The 297-nt window shown below is 47.8% G+C and carries 1 protein-coding gene; it reads left to right on the forward strand.

Features of this window, described 5'->3' with window-relative positions; all coding sequences use genetic code 11:
- Window positions 1–297, forward strand: a 297-nt coding sequence (locus tag ACXAGJ_RS24785) for an Ig-like domain-containing protein (RefSeq protein WP_474843891.1), incomplete at both ends; no start/stop codon positions are given.

A 297-nucleotide genomic window follows, 5' to 3' on the forward strand; every position in this document is an offset into this window, starting at 1 on the left:
TTACTCCAGCCTTAGACTATAATGGTCCGGTAACGATCACCTATGAGATTGAAGATGCTGATGGAGATACCGATACGGCTACGGTTACTTTCGATGTAACCCCAGTAGACGATACGCCAACCGCTACTGATGATACTCCTGCTGATGTCGCAGAAGATAGTGGAACGACCAACATTGCCGTATTAGGAAACGATAGCTTTGGAGGAGATGGTCCAAGTACCGGAACGATCAATGTGACTGCCATCCCAGCTGCAGTAGGAACTGCAGTAGTGAACAATGGTGGTACACCAAACGATC

The sequence above is a fragment of the Aquimarina sp. AWH4_224 genome, from assembly GCF_056160245.1.